This is a genomic window from Mangrovibacter plantisponsor (assembly GCF_003182475.1).
Classification (GTDB): Bacteria; Pseudomonadota; Gammaproteobacteria; order Enterobacterales; family Enterobacteriaceae; genus Mangrovibacter; species Mangrovibacter plantisponsor.
In genome coordinates this window covers 1-16,358 of the sequence record NZ_QGTS01000018.1, presented here as the reverse complement: position 1 = coordinate 16,358, position 16,358 = coordinate 1, and the positions used below count along the sequence as shown (strand labels likewise).

Annotated in this window: 11 protein-coding genes; 4 read left to right on the top strand and 7 right to left on the bottom strand. The window is 49.2% G+C overall.

All coding sequences use genetic code 11. The features are described 5' to 3' along the window. Positions 1–15: 15 nt before the first annotated feature. The 5 genes from gspF to DES37_RS21850 form a co-directional block, all read right to left on the bottom strand. Positions 16–1,215, bottom strand: a complete 1,200-nt coding sequence (gene gspF, locus DES37_RS21870) for a type II secretion system inner membrane protein GspF (RefSeq protein WP_036110599.1) — start codon at positions 1,213–1,215, stop codon at positions 16–18. 3 nt (positions 1,216–1,218) lie between these two features. Continuing rightward, positions 1,219–2,682, bottom strand: coding sequence for a type II secretion system ATPase GspE (gspE, locus tag DES37_RS21865; protein ID WP_110027885.1), 1,464 nt, complete (start codon positions 2,680–2,682; stop codon positions 1,219–1,221). Next, complete coding sequence (gene gspD, locus DES37_RS21860; RefSeq protein WP_110027934.1) at positions 2,679–4,580, bottom strand: type II secretion system secretin GspD; 1,902 nt, start codon at positions 4,578–4,580, stop codon at positions 2,679–2,681. Before gspD ends, gspE begins: the two co-directional genes overlap by 4 nt. Positions 4,581–4,717: 137 nt before the next feature. Further along, a complete protein-coding gene (locus tag DES37_RS21855; RefSeq protein ID WP_170123807.1) occupies positions 4,718–5,194 on the bottom strand; it encodes a type II secretion system protein N in 477 nt (158 codons plus the stop codon). Between the two features lie 177 nt (positions 5,195–5,371). After that, complete coding sequence (locus tag DES37_RS21850; protein WP_170123806.1) at positions 5,372–6,871, bottom strand: glycoside hydrolase family 18 protein; 1,500 nt, start codon at positions 6,869–6,871, stop codon at positions 5,372–5,374. Positions 6,872–7,677: 806 nt separating this feature from the next. Between DES37_RS21850 and DES37_RS21845 the strand changes: the two genes are divergently transcribed. Next, the gene (locus DES37_RS21845; protein WP_110027882.1) at positions 7,678–9,309 is read left to right on the top strand and encodes a sensor histidine kinase; all 1,632 of its coding nucleotides are present in this window, start codon (positions 7,678–7,680) and stop codon (positions 9,307–9,309) included. Continuing rightward, positions 9,306–10,025, top strand: a complete 720-nt coding sequence (gene dcuR, locus DES37_RS21840; RefSeq protein ID WP_036110606.1) for a two-component system response regulator DcuR — start codon at positions 9,306–9,308, stop codon at positions 10,023–10,025. Before DES37_RS21845 ends, dcuR begins: the two co-directional genes overlap by 4 nt. Positions 10,026–10,085: 60 nt before the next feature. On the opposite strand, the gene DES37_RS21835 is transcribed toward dcuR, so the two are convergent. Together DES37_RS21835 and DES37_RS21830 are read right to left on the bottom strand one after the other, a co-directional pair. Then, complete coding sequence (locus DES37_RS21835) at positions 10,086–11,051, bottom strand: FAD:protein FMN transferase (protein WP_110027881.1); 966 nt, start codon at positions 11,049–11,051, stop codon at positions 10,086–10,088. 66 nt (positions 11,052–11,117) lie between these two features. After that, on the bottom strand, positions 11,118–13,895 hold the full coding sequence (locus DES37_RS21830; protein ID WP_110027933.1) for a flavocytochrome c: 2,778 nt from the start codon (positions 13,893–13,895) through the stop codon (positions 11,118–11,120). A gap of 691 nt (positions 13,896–14,586) precedes the next feature. Between DES37_RS21830 and DES37_RS21825 the strand changes: the two genes are divergently transcribed. Both DES37_RS21825 and DES37_RS25960 read left to right on the top strand, forming a co-directional pair. Then, positions 14,587–16,098, top strand: a complete 1,512-nt coding sequence (locus DES37_RS21825; protein ID WP_110027880.1) for an anion permease — start codon at positions 14,587–14,589, stop codon at positions 16,096–16,098. A 150-nt stretch (positions 16,099–16,248) separates the two neighbouring features. Further along, the coding region (locus DES37_RS25960; protein ID WP_245930161.1) for a hypothetical protein at positions 16,249–16,358 on the top strand (110 nt) is incomplete at its 3' end.

The following is a 16,358-nucleotide window of genomic DNA, read 5'->3' as shown; positions in this document are numbered from 1 at the left end:
ACTCCTTTTCTTTGGTTATCCCATTAAACTATTAAGCTGCAATATGGGCTGTAGAATCGCCATGACGATAAAAAAGACGATTCCAGCCATGCCGGTGATTAGCACTGGCGTAAAAACGCCCATAGCCAGAGAAACCTGGCTGTGAAAAGCGTTTTCCTGTAAATCTGCCGCGCGCTCCAGCATGTTTTCCAGTTCACCACTGTTTTCACCACTGGCAATCATGTGGCGCATCATGGGCGAAAGCATTCCGGTTTCGCCCAGTGTTGCCGCTAATGAGCACCCTTCGCGTACCTGATCACGCACATGCTCTAAGCGGCCCTGCACTGACTGGTTGGTTACCACTGCGGCGCTGATCCCCATGGCGTCTAATAACGGTACGGCACTGCTGGTCAGGATGCTTAATGTGCGGGCATAGCGCGCAATATTCAGGTTAAGCGCCACCCGGCCGACAACAGGAACCCGTAAAAAAGCACGGTGCCAGGCAAGGCGGGCTGCAGGGCGCTTCAAGGCCTGAGAAAGCCCGCCCCAGAGCATGAACACCGCCAACAAAAAATAGAGGCCGAAGTCCCTTGCGGTATCGCTCAGGGCGATGAGGATGCGGGTAGAGAGCGGCAGACTGTGTTGTAAATACATGAATTGCTCTACCACGCCCGGCACTACAGCAGTAAGCAGAATGGCGACCACGCCCAGAGCAACCGTGGTCAACACCAGCGGATACAACAATGCCTGTAATAATTTCCCCTGCAAGGCCTGGCTGCGCTCAAGGTGGTCGGCCAGCCGGGAAAGTACCGCGTCCAGGTGGCCGGACAACTCACCTGCGGTAATTAACGCGCGGTACAAAGGTGAAAATGAAGCGGGGAACTGCGCCAGGGCATCGGAAAATGTTCGCCCTTCCAGTACCTGGCGGCGTAGTTGTTCAATAATGTGCCGAATAGTGTTTTTTTCACTTTGTTGTGCCAGCGACAGCAGTGCTTCTTCCAGTGGTAGCGAGGCCCCCAACAATGTCGCCAATTGGCGGGTAAATAACACCAGCGCCTGCCCATTCAGGCGTGCCTGGCGCATGGTGCCCCACGCAGATAAACGCTCTTCTTTCACTGAAAGAATTTGCGGAAAACGCTCACGCAGCAACTGGCGGGCCGCTTTGGGTGATTCAGCCTCCAGGGAGCCACGCTGGCGCTTACCATTCTGCCCTGCCACAACATAACGATACCTCATGGGCTACCTCTGGCTGGTTACCCGGAGCACTTCCTCAAGGGACGTGACCCCAGACTGAATTTTCTCCAACCCGTCATGCACAATACCGGGCGTATCCTGGCGAATGAGTTGTTCAAGGCCGACATCATGCTGCGCATCGGCAATAGCCTGGCGCATGGCGTGGCCAACCAGCACCAGTTCGTGAATGCCTGTTCGGCCACGGTAACCATGCCCGTTACACGCAGAACACCCGCCTGGCTGAAAAGCCGCCAGCGGCGTTTCCATGCAAATACCCAGAGTGGATAACTGTGAAGTGGTGTAAGTGACGGGAACCCGGCATGCCGGGCACAGGGTGCGAACCAGGCGCTGCGACAGCACCCCAATCAGTGAACTTGCCAGTAAAAAAGGCTCCACGCCCATATCACGCAACCGGCTTACCGCGCCAATAGCTGTATTGGTGTGCAGTGTTGACAGCACAAGGTGCCCGGTAAGCGAGGCCTGCACGGCAATTTTTGCTGTTTCGCCATCGCGGATTTCACCAATCATGACAACATCCGGGTCCTGGCGCAGAATGGCACGTAACCCGCGGGCAAACGTCATATCAACTTTGGGATTAACCTGGGTTTGCCCAACGCCCTCCAGCTCATATTCCACCGGGTCTTCCACCGTCATAATATTGCGGTCTTTGGTGTTAATCTGGTTCAGTGCCGCATATAACGTGGTGCTTTTACCAGACCCTGTTGGCCCGGTAACCAAAATAATGCCATGAGGCTGAGCCAGCAGCGATTCAAGAGCGGTGCGTTTATGCCGGTCCAGGCCAAGGCTGGATAAATCCAGTTGCACACTGTTTTTATCCAGCACGCGCAACACAATGCGTTCACCATGGCGAGACGGCAATGTGGACACACGCACATCCACTGCCCGGCCACCAATTCGCAGAGTAATACGCCCGTCCTGTGGCACCCGCTTCTCTGCAATATCCAGCCGGGACATCACTTTGATGCGCGAGATTAATACAGCGGCAAGATGGTGTGGTGGTGTCAGAACCGGGCGCAACACACCATCCACCCGGAAGCGGATGGCAAGATGCTTTTCATAGGGCTCAATATGAATATCCGAGGCCCCTTCTTTGATGGCCTCCCCCAACATAGCGTTAATAAAACGCACCACCGGCGCGCCATCATCACAATCAAGCAAGTCTTCGTTTTCGGGTAATGCGTTTATCACCTGGAAAAGATCGTCGCCATTTTCCAGCTCAGCCATAACCTGGCTGGCCTGCCCCCCTTCCTGTTGATAGGCTTCGGTGATTTTCTGGCGAAACGCCGCATCACTCAGCTCATAAAGTGGCGCTGCGCCAGCTACACGGTACACTTCCTGTAAAGCTCCGGAAGATACACCGTGGCGATACCATACAACCGGTTGTTTGCCATCTGGCTGATAAAAGACGCCTTGTTTCTGCACCCAGGCGAATGGCAATAACCCTGTCATTCGTTACTACTCCCGGCATAGAAACGCTGAATATCGTTCAGCATGGCATCCACCGTTTGCCCACCAGCGCCCACACTTTGGTCCAGCGCCTGGTGAAACACCTGGTCTGCCGGAGTAGAGAAATCATGTTGTTTAAAGCGGGAAAGGGATTGCAGGCTGACCTGATCATAGCGATCCTGCTCGCGCATGATGGTGGGGCGAATGAACAGCATCAGGTTACGTTTGGACGTGGATTTACTGGTCGTGCCAAACAAATGCTTCAGCACCGGAATGCGGCCTAACAATGGCACAGCACTGTTGCCTTCACTGGTGCTGTTATCCAACAAGCCGCCGACCACCACAGTATTCCCAGTCCCGACCAGTACCGCATTACGCACGTTACGCGTGTCGAAAGTAGGCCCCAACGCATTGCTGGCAGCAGAAGTGGACACGCTGGATACTTCCTGCTCAATATCCAGGCGAACCGTATCACCCAGGTTGATTTGTGGGGTCACCTTCAGCTTTATTCCCACGCTGCGGCGTTCAACGGTGTTGTAAACATTGTCGCCGGAAGTGGTTTGTGAGCCGGTTAAAACCGGTACATCCTGCCCAACGGTGAACTCGGCTTCTACATTATCGAGTGTGACAATACTGGGGGTTGCCAGAATATTGTTTTGGTTACTGGTTTGCAGCGCGGTGAGTAACCCGGCCCAGTTTCCCCGATAGAAACCGGCCGCCAGCCCTTGCGCGCTGCCAAGGACCTGCCCCATGCCATTGCCAGGGATAGCAGTGACAGAGGGATCGGTGGCAGAACCAAAATTCGTGCCGCCTGCGGAATTGTTCATCCACTGAATACCGAAGTTAAGCCCCTGCGCATCGGAAACTTCAGCAATAATCGCTTCAACCAGTACTTGCGGGCGGCGAATATCCAGTTGGTCAATCACATCACGCAGTTGGCGCATGATGTGATTTGGCGCATTAAGAATCAATGAATTGGTTTGGTCGTCTGCAGTAACAGAGACAGGGGTGGATTTACTGGTTTCAATGACTACTGGGGCCGCCGGGTCGCTGCTGTCCACCGCGTTATTGATTACGCCATTAAGTACATCAATAAGTTGTGCGGCTTTCGCGTATTTAAGATAAACGACCTGGGTATTGCCTCCCATGGCCCCGGGGCTGTGTTCGCGGTCCAGCTTCTGCAGTGTTTGAATCATGCGGGCTCGTGCTGGCGCGTCCCCGGAAACCAGCACTGTATTTGTGCGCTCATCGGCCACAATACTGGCATAAATACGCCCAACTGTACCGGGCTGCCCTGCGGTACCATCGCGATGCAGGGCATTCGCCATGTTGACGACATCACTGGCCGAAGCATTATGCAAGGCCAGGGTTTCTACGTGGTGCTGTGCGCGGTTGTCCACCCTGGCAACAATCGCCACCAGGCGCTCAACGACAGAAGCACGCCCGGTCATCAACAACATATTGGCGGCATCATAATGCACCACGCTACCTTCAGCCGCATCATTCAACTGGCGTAATAAAGGTGCAAGTTCGCGGCCGGAAATATTATCCAGCGGCACAATTCGCATTATAACTTCATCATGGCGGGTAATATCGCCATCCTGAACCAAAGGGATTCCGGCTGATTTCGCATTGCGCTCCGGAATAATTTTGGTGATACCCCCTGGCATATTAACAGCAGTAAAACCATAAACCTGCAATACACTCAGAAAGAACTGATAATACCGTTCACTATCCAGCGAATCATAAGAGCGAACATTAATTGTTCCCTGAATAGCAGGATCAATAACAATCGTTTTATTTAATACTTTACTGACTGTATTAACAAACTCACGAATTTCGGTATTTTGGAAATTAGCAGAATAGCTTTCAGCAGTGCTACAGAAAGGAATCAGTATCATCAGGAAGCCTGCGATACTGTATTTAAAAAAACACTTTACGTGTTCATAGATTACTGTTGCTTTGCTCATCCAGAATCCTTTCTGTTATTAGCCATCATCCCATTGATGGCAGAGGTCTTTAACTTACAGCTTGTGAGTTATCCCGCATCTTTTTTGCCGATATGCACGGTTTCAAAATAACCTTTATGCTTGATAACAATCCGATCGGTTAACACACGCATAATATGCACACCAGGAAGGTCTGCCACTTCACCACATGAGTAACTGTATTGCCGGGAACCCAACTCAACAATAGCCAGAGCCCGCTCACAATCTTTGTGGCTTACTACCCCCACCAGTTTCAAAGCCAGAGAGGAAGGTGGGGCATTATTAACCTGCTCACTGCTCAGAGAAACTTGTGATTCATGCCATGCCCAACGCCCGTCCCGTGGAGCCTGAGCAAAGGCTGCAGCAAGATGAATAGTATCATCGCCAACACTGTTTTTCTCATTAAAGTCATTATTAATTTCTGAAAATGGGGCCCGGGCTGTGAAATAAACCGCAACACAGCAACTCGCTATCATTATGACTGCGATGATATTGAGACTCTGCTGACGTATTCGGGTGGTTATCATAGACAGGCACCTCATTAATACCGGAAACCTTACTGAGCATTATTTGTACAAAACGCTGCTGTAAATTAATTTTTAAGCTGAAGAAAAAACACATAACACGCTGATATTAATAACCAGAAGGCCCACTGGGCCTCCTGGGGCTGATGGCAAACATCTTGCCAGCAACCATTTACTTAATTACTTTTCGCGCGGCAAAAAAGTTCCGTTGTCCAGCATGGACTGAGTGACAGTAACGCTGCCAAAATCTGCTAAAACACTGTTGGTCAGGTTCGGGTCAACACTGCGGAAGAACAGCTTGTCGCCCACACTGATGAAGGCGGGGAAAGCTATCTCCGTCATGCCTTCTGCTGTGTGCGTAATCCCGGATGTTAATACTGAAGGCAGAGCACCGCTGTAGCGGTATCCCCAGGCTTTACCTGACTGGGTGTACCCCAGATTCTCGTTGCCCAGCAACCCTTTCTGGCGGTCAATCACCACACGGTTATTACCATTGAAATACTCTGTTGGCAGCGTCAAAGTGACAGCCTGCGGAGAAACCACAATGCCAGAGGGTGGTAATTCGACAGACGGTGCCGCGTTATCAGCCGCTTCACGCATGTCATTCACATATGCTACCTGCTCAGACAGCGGCATATTCTGGGTATTTGCGCCGAAGGTCCAGACAAAGAAACCGCCGTAGCCATTGGCTGCCTGCCACTCTGCTCGCGCCAGGTTATTTTCTTTACTTTCAATAAAGTTGCTTACCGGCCCCCACTGAGAGTTAATGGTGGCACCCAGAACAACTTTTGATTTATCGCCAATTGCGCGCGCATAGTTTTCCATAGCAACCTGCCAACGGAAATTCGGACCTGCGTCATAAGCCATTACATTAAAGAAGTCGAATAAGTCTTTACTCTTTTCCAGCAAAGGCAGAACTTCACCATGGTGGTCGGAGCGTTTATCTTCAATATAAGAGCAGTTATCAACCACGGTATTATTTGCACACTCAACCGGGTCTGCGCCAACGTGGTAGGTTGTCAGACTGATAACTTTATCTTTACCGATTAACTCGCGCAGGCGCTGTGCCAGCAATAACAAGTTTTCGTTTTCCTTTTCTGTCAGGCGAGCGACTTTTTCAAAATCGAAGTCGATACCATCGAGGTAAACGGAACCTGCTTTCTGATACACGTCAGTATTACAGGAGCCATTCCAGTTCCAGAACTGGCAGTCGCCGTCAATCTCTGACTCTTTCAGGCCACGCTTATACACCGGGTAAGGGGTTTTCAGCAGTTCAGCCAGAGACTGTGCGATGGCTTCGCGGCGCTCTGGTGTATCCATGTAACTCCACATGTCTTCATACGTCTGTCCACCAAAAGCGGCAAGAATTTTTCTTTCCGGGTGGTCATACTTCATGTGCGTCCACCCTAAATACCCACCAGCAATCCACCAGGGGTCGTAAGGCATCGGCGTAGCGATATCATCAGATGATGTAATATTGCCTTGCGCATCCCAGCGAGCAAAAGACAGTAAATAGGTATCGACTTTTGATTCAGCCAAAATAGGGGCAGGATCGGCATCCGTGAAACCCCAGGAGGTAACATACGCGATAGTACGGTTTTCATCACTTGCGGTACTGGCTACGGCAGGAAACGCCAAAAATGCAGCACTGATACCCATGGCTAAAGCTAGCTTTCTCACACAAAACTCCTTTTTATTTCCCATTACAGGGTTACTGTTAGCAATATGCACATACATATTGCCGTCCTCGGCTTACCTGTTAAATACATGCAAAAACGCACCACTTAACAAACAAGCACATTCGTTCCTTGTAAATAAACACCGTTTGCTAAAAAACTGTATTCTGATAAATGAACACAAAAAAACATAAAGCAATTAAATTAAAAACGCCGATAATTATGAATTTAATATACCTCACCAGAGGCAGGAGAATAGTACAGGAAAAATTCACAACAGCAACATTCAGAAGACTTTTTCGTCATTAAAAATGCCTTAATTAACATTAATGATGCTACAAATATAAAACACTCGATATTTACTTATTATCCAGAAAAATTTAATGATTCAATAAAAAAACAGCCGTTTTATTGACCACAATAACGTGCCATGCAATTCACTTGCATGCCACGTCACACAACGTTACCTGGTGTCTGTTCTTTTCCATTTAGAATATACCATGCACATTCATCGAGAAAACCGTAGCCATCCAGATATATTTAACAAAGTAATTAATCCGGTTACTCACATTAAGTTTTTAATATTGCCTTTCTAAAATAAACTGACCTGCATTGACTCACTCTCACCCTTTGTCAACCAGTAAGGCAGTTTTATAACTTACAAAAAGTACCACTTTTGCTTTTAGGTTAACCTGCCACAAAGCAATATCTGATTTATCAAACTAAACTTGCTTTTACCCGGCATCAGTCATTTACAAATAACGCCACCTGGCGATAATAATCCCATGTTTTTTTGTGTTAAGGGCGCTTATGAGCGACTCGCAGCAACCCCGGACGGCTCGCAAGCGGCCAATGAAGCTGAGCACATCCGTCATTTTGATGGTGAGCGCCGTCATTATTCCATTATTGTTAGTGGTTCATCTGCTCTACTTTTTTCAGATAAGCGATGCCACGCGTGACGGGCTCGAAGACAAGGCTATGGCTGTCGCCCGCACCCTGGCAGATTCACCACAAGTTCAACAGGCGTTATTACAACCGCCACAAACCCGGCAAATCCAACCTCTGGCGGAAGCCATTCGCAAACGTAATGACCTGTTGTTTGTTGTGATTACCAATATGGATGGTATTCGTTACTCCCACCCAAACAAAGACGCCATTGGCCACCACTATATTGGCAGTGACATTAACACGGCGTTAGTTGGTAATGAGAATGTCTCAGTTAACCATGGGGTACTGGGTGAAGCTGTACGGGTATATACCCCGGTCTATGATAGCCAGCACCAACAAATTGGCGTGGTAGCGATAGGTATTTCCCTCGATAAAGTAAAAGCACAAATTAATCACAGCCGCTGGAGCATTATCTGGACCGTGCTGTTCGGTGCTTTAATCAGTGCCATTGGCATTTGGTGCCTGGTACGGATGCTGAAACGCATTTTGTTTGGCCTGGAACCCTATGAGATATCGACGTTGTTTGAACAACGCCAGGCCATGTTGCAGTCAATTAAAGAAGGGGTGATCGCGGTTGATGACCAGGCCCATGTTAATTTGATCAACCAGACAGCACGGCAACTGCTACGTGACACCAGTACTGCAGATGCGCCTTTGCCCGGCCATATCAGTGATTCGCAGCCGCTTATTGCCACGCTACGGGAAGTATTGCGAACCGGTAAACCGCTCCGGGACCAGGAAATTACACTCAATGGCCGGGTTCTGCTGAGTAATACCGTTCCGGTGCGCAGTAACAATACGATTATTGGCGCAATTTGTACTTTCAGGGATAAAACCGAGGTCAGTCAGTTAATGCAGCGCCTGAGCGGCATGGTAAACTATGTCGATGCGTTGCGAGAACGCTCCCATGAATTCATGAATAAATTGCATGTCATTCTGGGGTTACTGCACATGAAGAGTTATGAGCGGCTGGAAGACTATATTCTCAGTACCGCAAATAACTACCAGGCTGAAATTGGCTCCCTGCAGTTGAAAATTAAATCGCCGGTCATTGTCGGGTTTCTGTTGGGGAAAATTAACCGCGCTCATGATGCCGGCCTGCGTCTTACTCTGGCAGAAGACTGCCTGATGCCGGATAACGATAATGAAGATCAAGTCGCGGTATTAATCACTGTTTTGGGGAACCTGATTGAAAATGCCCTGGATGCACTTCAGGGGCAACCTGAAGGGGAAGTCAGTGTGTTACTGCACTACCAGGAAGGCTGGCTCTCATGTGAAGTAAGTGATGATGGCCCGGGTATTGCCCCCGAAAATGTTCAGGCTATTTTTGAAAAAGGTTTCTCTTCCAAGGGAAGTGAACGCGGTGTTGGGCTGTTCCTCGCGAAGCAACAAGCAGAAAACCTCGGTGGCTCCATTTCAGTTGAATCAGAGCCCGGTGTTTACACTCAATTTTATGTACAACTTCCCTGGGATGGTAAGAGGATGAGCACATGATCAATGTGTTGATAGTCGATGATGATGCGATGGTCGCAGAACTGAACCGCTGTTATGTTGCCCAGGTGCCCGGTTTTACCTGCTGCGCCACTGCCTCTACGCTGCAACAAGCCAGTGAACTGGTGCTCAACAAGCAACAACCTATTGACCTCATTCTGCTGGACATTTATATGCAGCAGGACAACGGGCTGGATCTGTTACCTGTGTTGCGCCAGGCACAACGCCCCATCGACGTGATTGTGATTTCTTCCGCCGCCGATGCCGACAATATCAAGAAATCGCTGAATTATGGTGTAGTGGATTATCTGATCAAACCCTTTCAGTTCTCCCGGTTTGAAGAAGCACTGACAGGCTGGCGTCAAAAGAAAAATTTGATGGATAACCAGCAATATTACGAGCAGGCGGATGTGGACCGGCTGATTCGCGGTAGTCTTCACCAAAACAGTGAATCAAAACGGTTACCAAAGGGCCTGACACCACAAACTCTGCGTACCATTTGCCTGTGGATTGACGCCCATCCGGGTAGTGAGTTCTCCACGGATGAACTGGCAAACGCGGTAAATATTTCCCGCGTGTCGTGCCGGAAATACCTTATCTGGCTGGCGCAAAGCGAAATATTGTTTACCAGTATTCACTATGGTGTAACCGGCCGCCCGGTTTACCGCTACCGCCTGCAGGCGGAGCATTACGCATTACTCAAACAATACTGCCAGTAACTGTAGCGGCTCATGCACAATTACCCGGTGCGCGCATGTTATTGCGCGCCACCGGGGAAATTACACCAGTTGGTAAGATGAATCCTGCAGCGTGAAGGTAAATAACTGCTGCGATGAGAGAACAACTCTGCAGTCTTTAGTGACAAAAATCGCTTCAATACCCGGTTTATTCGCCAGGCAGGCACACCCCTGATCCACCCCCATGCCATACATCAATGTGGTCCAGATATCGCCATCAATAGAGTCTTGCGACACTATAGTCACGCTGTGAAGCTCATTATCCAGCGGGTACCCCGTGCGCGGGTCAAGAATATGGTGATAACGCTTGCCTGCAAACTCAAACCAGCGCTCATAAGTACCGGATGTCACGACCGACTTCCCTTCCACCTCAATCACGCCAATCAGATCATCCGGCCCGGCAAACGGTTTTTTCAGGCCGACTGACCAGGGCGTACCACTCACTTGTGAAGCTCCACCGAGAGTCTGAACATTACCGCCCAGGTTAATCAGCCCCTGAAAAACCTGCTGGCTGTGAAGAAAATCCCTGACCCGGTCGGCGATATACCCTTTCGCGATAGCCCCCAGGTCAAGCTCCATGCCAGCCTGAGCCAGGAACACACTGTGTTGCTCATCATCCAGTATCACCTGGTGAGGACTGGTTAGGGCTAAGCGCGCGCTAATCTCGCCCGCCGGGGGAACACTGCTCCCCTGGAAACCAATTTTCCAGCATTTAACCAGCGGGCCAATGGCAAGATTAAAGGCACTGTTGGGCAGCAGGCTTGCGGCTTTAGCGCACTTAATCAACTGATATACTGCCGGGTTAACCACCACCGGGTGCAGGCCGGCAGCATGGTTAATGTTCATTACTTCAGAGGGTGAACGGTTTACGGTGAGCAGGTTTTCGTAGTGTTTAATCAGGCGGAAAACCTGATGGGCGAGGTGTTCATTGTGCTGAAAGAGTTTTAACAGGATGGGGGAACCCATCAGAACGGCGGAGTAAGAATAAACGTGAGCTTCTTGCGGCATGGCATCACCTGCAGTATTGCGGGAGAAATACGGTGCCTGCCAGGCCAGCAGGCACCGTAGTGATGTTTAGCGCAACGCGTTGTGTGCCGCGTTACGGCCTGCCAGAATACCGAAGATGATAATATCCGCAACCGCATTACCACCAATACGGTTACCACCATGGATACCTCCAACCACTTCACCGGCAGCAAAAGCACCTTTCAGTACCGCTTTGCTGGCATCCAGTACCTGAGTCTCGGTATCAATTGTCACACCACCCATAGTGTGGTGAACCCCCGGGGCGATACGAATCGCATAGAATGGCCCCTGGTTCAGTGGGTGACGCATCGCTGTTTTGCGGCCAAAATCTTCGTCATACTGTTTGTCGACAAACACATTGTAACGCTCCAGTGTGGCGAGGAAAGCATGGTAATCCATACCCAGTTTACCGGCCAGCTCACGCGGAGAATCTGCACTTTCTACAAAACCGCGGGCAATGTATTCATCCGCTGCTTTATTTTTCAGGCGTACTTGTTCATCAAACACCACATAAGCATATTTTTCCGGTAATGCGATAATCTGCGCAGAGACTTTATCGCGGGTTTCCATTTCATTGAAGAAACGGTTACCAGCCTGGCTTACCAGAATTGCCCCACCACCACGAATTGATTCAGAAATCAGGTAGGAAGTGGTTTGTTCAACGGTTGGGTGAATTTGAATTTCGCCCATATCCACAGTAGCCGCGCCAATCGCTTCCAGAATAGCAATACCGGAACCTGTCGCACCTTTATGGTTTGTGGTCACAAAGCCATCCAGTTCAGGGCGGTATTTCACAACCATGTCACGGTTAGCACTGAAGCCACCGGTTGCCACAACAACGCTTTTTGCATCGATGACCAGAGATTCATTTTCGTCATTCAACAACTCAACTCCGGCGACGGCACCATTTTCGTAACGAATTTGGGTTACCGAAGTATCCAGCATGACATCAATGTTGCGTTTGTTGACGTTTTTCACTAAACCGCTGATCAAGAAGCCACCCACAGCAGAGGCGTCAGCCGGGCGGTGAGTACGGTCAATGCTCATCCCGCCAGTAATGGTGATATCACTCAGTTCGATACCACGCTCTGCCAGCCATTCAATCGCCTGCGGTGCCTGTTCCACAAATTCACGCAGCAAGACCGGGTTATTTTTAAAGTGCCCGCCTTTCAGTGTTTCCTGGTAGAACAGCTCCTTGCTGTCTTCAATGCCTTTTAATTTCTGGTAGCGTGTTTCGGCCGCGTTCATCCCAACAGAAGCTTTGATGGTGTTCCCGCCAATACTGGACATTTTTTCCACAATCAGAACACGGGCACCTTCATCACATGCCTGAATGGCCGCCGCCAGACCTGCACCACCACTACCTACCACCACAACATCGTAGTGCTGAGGTTGGTTAAGATCGCCACCGTCTTCCAGCAACTGTGCTTTGCAGGACTTGGCAATGGCTTTAGAAACTGCTTTTTTCACAGCTTCACTCTGAGTGGTTGCACCGGTAACCGCGTCAACGTGCGGGCTGTTGGCATCCAGAATACGCTCGCGGATGATGTCGAAACTGGTGGAGAACTCAACATCCAGTGCCGGGTTATCAGCCAGTGCAATATCAACAATACGGTCAGTTTCCAGGCTGACATTAATCAGCAATTCATTGGCATCATCCTGCACTTTTTCCTGGAAAACGCCCGGTTTGAATTTTTTGGAGGCCATGCTCATATCGCGAATCATGGCGTCAACCAGGGAAAACCGCCATAACGGTTCCGGGATGGTTAAGGCTTCACGTTTGGTGCTGTCGATAAACAGCTCCAGTTTCTCACCTTTCGCAATGCGATCAGCCCAGTCAGGGTACGCGATACAGGCTTTACCAATTGCGACCAGATCATAGCCATGCTCCAGGGCCAGGTCTGCATCAGCTTTATTCACCACACCACCGACGCCCATGACCGGAACTTGTGCCAGTTTGTCGGAACGCATAGCAACGTATTTGTTGATAAGCGGAGTGGGGTCTGTGGTTTCAACAATAGAAGGACGCAATGTGTAACCAACCGAGAAGTGCAGGTAATCCACACCCCGTTCAGCCAGTTTTTCCAGCAGGAACATGGTGTCATCAAAGCGGATACCCGGTTCTTCCAGTTCTTCAGGTGAGAAGCGGTAGCCGATAATAAAAGACGGGTCGGCGTATTGCTGCGCCATCTGGTGGGTAATTTCCAGAACAGCCATAGGGAAACGGGCACGGTTATCACGGTTGCCGCCCCATTTGTCTGTACGCAGGTTTGAGTTCGGAGAGAAAAACTGCTGAATCAGGTATGTGTTGGCACCATGAATTTCCACGCCATCAAACCCGGCCTGAATCGCGCGGCGGACACCTTCACCAAACTTGGTGATCATGCCATCCACTTCTTCAGCGGTCAGTTCTTCTGGTGTGGCAGCTCCATCACGAGGTGCAGCGACTGCACTCGGGCCAACCGGTGCACGGCCACCAATCAGTTTTGGCTCAACCATACGGCCGCCATGGTAAATCTGCAGAACTGCTTTAGAACCCTTAGCCTTGATAGCTTCCGCGATTTTTGCCAGGCCTTCGATTTTGTTGTCGTTATCAATACCAATCGCACCCGGGAACGCCAGGCCACGGTCATCAATAAAGCAGCACTCAACAATAACTGTACCTATCGCACCAGCACGCTCACGGTAGTACTCAACCAGTTCGCTATTGACTGTGCCATCATAAAAGCCAGTACAAGTTGTCATCGGTGCCATCAACAGGCGGTTTTTCAATACAGTGCCATTGGGTAACGTAAATGGACTCAATACTTTATCGTTACTGTTCATATTAGCAGCTCCAAAGATCATAAATTTAAAAATTGAATTCTGTTGCCGGCGTCTTATTTTTAATTTTTATTCGTTACCGATTGCATGCCATTAATATAAATCCTTTTTTAGTTTCAAAAGTAATAACATTAGTTAAATAACTATTTACCGAGCAGGTAAAAGCCAGATCAATTAATTAAAAAGCAATTTCAAATTTATAATTTTACATAACAATAAATTTATTTAACCTTTTATTTACCTATCATCAAAAGTGTTAATAAACTCAATAAAACCCCACACAATCCGCTCCAGTAAAGACATGTAACAACTCTTACCAGTACCTGGTTAACGTAAAAAAATGCAAAAAAAATACAAAGACAAGACTTACCTTACCCAGAGACAAAAAAACACATAATTCACACAAGATATTAAAGGTTATTTTTATGAATTTTATTTACATTGAAAGTTATTATTCAAAAATGAAAATATCGCTGTAATTTATTGATCCTGATCAACAGTGGAAAATACAAAAAAAGCATTATATAAACATTTAGTCGGGCCAGGAGATTCACTACAGTTCCGTAGGAAATACCAAAGAGAGGTCGATTAAAATGTCACTATTAAATAACTAAAAAAACTTAAGTAACTAAAAAAATCAGAGCTGTCTTATCTGTGCACCACAAGATTCTTAACTACTTATAGACAAATCATCATGAAAGAAACTGCGAAAACATCGGTTACAAAACCGGCAAGCAAAGCACCAGGTGGTAAAAAAAATCGCCTGCTGTTTATGTTCCTGCCAGTCCTGGTAGCAGTGTTACTACTGCTGGTCCCCACTCCTGAAGGTTTACAACCCTATGCATGGCACTTCTTTGCCATTTTTGTTGGTGTTATTGTCGGCCTGATTTTTGAGCCGCTGCCAGGTGCTGTGATTGGCCTGACAGGTGTCGTTGTCATCGCGCTGTTTAGTCAGTGGTTGCTGTTCAGCCCTGATGAAATGGCCGCACCGAAGTTCAAAATGGCTGCGGCGTCCTTTAAATGGGCGGTTAGCGGTTTCGGTAACTCCACCGTCTGGCTTATCTTCGGCGCGTTCATGTTTGCCGCAGGCTATGATAAAACCCAGTTCGGCCGCCGCCTGGCGCTGATTCTGGTGAAATACCTTGGCCGTCGCAGCCTGACTCTGGGTTACGCCATTACCCTGGCGGACCTGTTACTGGCTCCGTTCACCCCATCGAATACGGCACGTAGTGGTGGCACAATTTACCCCATCATTGCCAACCTGCCTCCGCTTTATGGTTCAAAACCTAATGATCCGAGCGCACGCAGAATTGGTTCGTACCTGATGTGGGTAGCGATTACAGCCGCCTGTATTACCAGTTCCATGTTCCTGTCTGCACTGGCACCGAACCTGCTGGCTCTGGCGCTGGTGAAAAGCACCGTCGGCATCGCTATTTCCTGGGGCACCTGGTTTATGGCGTTCCTGCCTTTGGGTGTACTGCTGATTCTCATTATGCCGCTGCTGGCTTACTGGCTGTATCCGCCTGAAGTCAAAATCAACGACGAAGTGCCGCGTTGGGCAAGTGAAGAACTGGCTAAACTGGGGCGGTTGTCACGCAACGAAATTCTGTTGCTGGTGTTCGTATGCTGTGCACTGATGATGTGGATTTTCGCTGCCAGCTGGATTGAACCGGCAATGGCTGCGTTACTGGTTATTACACTGATGCTGTGGACCGGTGTACTGGAGTGGAGCGATATTACAGGTAACAAAGCAGCCTGGAACACATTCGTGTGGTTCGCAACCCTGGTAGCGCTGGCGGGTGGCCTCTCTTCAACTGGCTTTATTAGCTGGTTGGGTAAAGAAGGTGGCGCACTGATGAGCGGTATCTCTCCGGGCACGGCAACAATTGTACTGCTGCTGGCGTTTTACCTGCTGCACTATCTGTTTGCCAGCACCACTGCGCACACCACCGCGTTGTTGCCAGCGGTACTGACTATCGGCTCCACTATCCCAGGTATGAACATGCAAGTATTCTGCCTGTTGCTGGTCACTTCACTGGGTGTGATGGGTATCATCACTCCATATGGTACCGGCCCAAGCCCGATATACTATGGAAGTGGCTATTTGCCGACCAAAGACTACTGGCGTCTGGGAACCATCTTCGGTGCCCTGTTCCTGGTAGCGCTGATTGTGATTGGCTACCCATGGATGTCCATGATGTTCTGATGATTACCGGGGCGCTATGCCCCGGTTTTACACTATCTACACCTCAGCCTTTGCTGTGCCATATTGCAGGCAAAGGCATCAATAACGACCGTCGCCAACAGCTGTATCACTGGAAGAACGGCGACAATAACGGATGAAGTGAGGAACAAAATGTCGAGCAAACCTTTCTACTATCAGAATCCTTTTCCTGTAGCAAAAGACGATACCGAATACTATCTGTTAACCAAAGACCATGTCTCTGTCAGTGAGTTCGAGGGCGA

Coding starts and splice junctions, on each gene's coding strand:
- gspF (WP_036110599.1), bottom strand. CDS start 1,215: ATGAGGTATCGTTATGTTGTGGCAGGGCAGAATGGTAAGCGCCAGCGT.
- gspE (WP_110027885.1), bottom strand. CDS start 2,682: ATGACAGGGTTATTGCCATTCGCCTGGGTGCAGAAACAAGGCGTCTTT.
- gspD (WP_110027934.1), bottom strand. CDS start 4,580: ATGATACTGATTCCTTTCTGTAGCACTGCTGAAAGCTATTCTGCTAAT.
- DES37_RS21855 (WP_170123807.1), bottom strand. CDS start 5,194: ATGATAACCACCCGAATACGTCAGCAGAGTCTCAATATCATCGCAGTC.
- DES37_RS21845 (WP_110027882.1), top strand. CDS start 7,678: ATGAGCGACTCGCAGCAACCCCGGACGGCTCGCAAGCGGCCAATGAAG.
- dcuR (WP_036110606.1), top strand. CDS start 9,306: ATGATCAATGTGTTGATAGTCGATGATGATGCGATGGTCGCAGAACTG.
- DES37_RS21835 (WP_110027881.1), bottom strand. CDS start 11,051: ATGCCGCAAGAAGCTCACGTTTATTCTTACTCCGCCGTTCTGATGGGT.
- DES37_RS21830 (WP_110027933.1), bottom strand. CDS start 13,895: ATGAACAGTAACGATAAAGTATTGAGTCCATTTACGTTACCCAATGGC.
- DES37_RS21825 (WP_110027880.1), top strand. CDS start 14,587: ATGAAAGAAACTGCGAAAACATCGGTTACAAAACCGGCAAGCAAAGCA.